This window comes from Bacillus sp. JJ1474, assembly GCF_036965225.1.
In the GTDB taxonomy this organism is placed as follows: domain Bacteria; phylum Bacillota; class Bacilli; order Bacillales; family Cytobacillaceae; genus Cytobacillus.
Genome location: NZ_JBALPC010000315.1, coordinates 1 through 2,550, shown reverse-complemented (window position 1 = coordinate 2,550; position 2,550 = coordinate 1). Strand labels below are relative to the sequence as shown.

The 2,550-nt window shown below is 30.7% G+C and carries 1 protein-coding gene and 1 pseudogene; both read right to left on the bottom strand.

The window, feature by feature from the left end; genetic code table 11:
* Nucleotides 1-461 (bottom strand): annotated as a pseudogene (locus V7164_RS25240) (polysaccharide deacetylase family protein); the annotation flags it as partial.
* A gap of 246 nt (nt 462-707) precedes the next feature.
* On the bottom strand, nt 708-2,180 hold the full coding sequence (locus V7164_RS25235) for a lipopolysaccharide biosynthesis protein (RefSeq protein ID WP_335347428.1): 1,473 nt from the start codon (nt 2,178-2,180) through the stop codon (nt 708-710).
* Nucleotides 2,181-2,550: the final 370 nt, after the last annotated feature.

Here is a 2,550-nt window from a genome sequence, read left to right as displayed (position 1 = left end):
TTCTTGCCAACATTTATAGCTGCGCTAATATCTGCTTTAAATGAATTTATATTTTGACCTTGTTCCAAACAATAATAGTGAGAAAAAGTATGTGTTCCAATTCTTTGATATGGATATGAAATTATTTTTTGAATTAATGAAGGAGCAAAATGATAAGGATCTTCTTCTTCGTTAGAACCTATATTGTAAATATGTTCATAGGGTGATAAATTGCTATTTAGATAGACGGGTTTTTGTTGAGGACAATTATCTATTAATTCTTCACGTGATTTAAAAAAAAGAAATCCTACGGTGGACCAAGTAGCATGTATTCCATATTTTTCGAATAATTCCAATATAGCAGGAATTGCAGTCCAAACCCCCAGTAAGTTTTCTTTATAACTTTCTAAACTTTTTTTATCTCTTACTCCCCAATAAAGTTCAAAATCCAACGATATAACTAATTTACCATTGTCAGACAATAAAATACCCTCTTTCTAGGAATCCCTTGATTAAAACGCAGATTCACAATGCTAATCCTACCCAAGATTTTTCCATTCACAAAACTCAACTTCAAACCCTACAATTGAAGAACTTCAAAAGCGTTTAGAGCAGCTTGAAAAAAAGCAGAATGCTGAATTAGAGGCGGTTAAGAAGATTAAACAGGACTACTATACAAAGAAGCTTACAGCTGTGGCTTATTTTTAGATTAAATTTAGAGGAATTGCTTACTGAAAATTACGACTATATTTACGTAATGCTAATGTTTTAATTATTAAAAAAAATACTCCTGATAAAATAGCTGAAAATATCAAAGTAAAAGAATCTTTAAAGAAAATCATAGAAATAATCGGCAATAAAGTATATGGTATTGCCTTTAAAAACTCCCTAATTACTTGTTTTAAGACTATATAAAGTGATATACCAGCTAATTTAAGAATAAAAATGCAATTTATTATCCACAATAACGCCCCGATCATTCCAAATAAAGCTATAGTTAATAATGCGTCACCACTTAAGCCGCCAATAATTAAAACTATTAACCTACAAAAAAACAAAAGAAAATCCATTATCAACCCTAACCGTTGTTTTTCTAAAATTAAATATATGTTTGATAACGGTGACGATATAAACACAAAAAATATCCAGAGTCCTATCCACCTCACATATTGGCCTGCTTCGTACCAATTGTCACCAAAAACAAACAAAAATAACTCAGGTGCAATTAGAGATATCAACAATATTGGGACTAATCCAATAGAAATAAGATTCTTATATACATCAAAAGTCACACGCCCAAGCTCACCGTTTCTGTATGCCTCTGAAGCATGCGGATAGAAGGCTTGAGCTACAGCACTTCCTATTAAATTCATGGGTAGGTTTAAGACTCTATGTCCTAGAGAATAAAGCCCAACAACTGTAGGTGTAAAATAAAATCCAAGTAATAATGGTGGCATCATTACAGACGATGTATTAAGTAACCCAGACCATAATGAATAAAGCGGAAAGTTTTTATATTTAATTAAGTTCAATTTCATATTACTAAAGCTAAGATACTCTATTATTTGTTTACCTTCCTCCCCCAAGGTTTTCCAAATTAATCTTCCAGTTGATAATACCTGTCCTGCTACTTGTCCTCCTATTAGTCCTCCAGCTTGCATTTTTCCGGTTAAACCAAATGATACTTGAGTCGCAGCTGTTACCAAACTCTGTGTAATCTGTTGAGTAGCTAATCGATTGAATTGTCTCTTTCTTGTATTCCAATAATTAAATGCTTGATAAAGACCAGTCATTAATAAACTAAGTGGTAAAAAAAATAGCCAAATCCTAAGTTCTGAAGCTCCCAATAAAATTGAAATCTGTTCCCTAAGTAATATAATAATGATTAAAACAAACATGCTGATAATAAAACAAATTAATACTGTTGATGCTAAAATATTTGCAGCATCCTTATCTTTTTTAGGAAGTACAATTGCTAATTCATATCTAAAGCAAGATACTACCGCTAAAATTGCTAAAATTGAACTAAACATAGTAAATAATCCAAAATCCTCTGGATCGTAAAGTCTTGTTAATATTGGGGATATTAATACTAGTAACACTTGTGCAAAAGTTGTTCCAGAAATTAGGGTTATTACATTCCTAAATAAACTGCCTGTAGGAATTTTCTTATTTAGTAAAATCCTTAATCTATTAATCACTTTCCAATATCCCTCATTTTACCCATCACTTTCCTTTAAGTGAATTCCTCTTGAAATCCATTGTTTGTTCGTTTAAAGTAGTCATAGAGAAGCCCCCTTCTTGGTTTTGTTTTTGACTTAGTCACCTATGACATTACCAAAAATGAGGCCTTTTTCAATGTTTTTTGACTTTCACCTTTTGGGAGAAAAACATTTTACTTCAAATTACTTGTCATAACTACATTTTTGGTCAATTTAGATTAAAGCTCTGAATAATTCAGGTTGTTAATTGATTTTTAATCTATTTTTAATAGTTTTTCTAAAAACCATATTGAAAAAACATGATTTATATTTTGATTTAAATATATATTTTCTACTGATTCCTTACTAT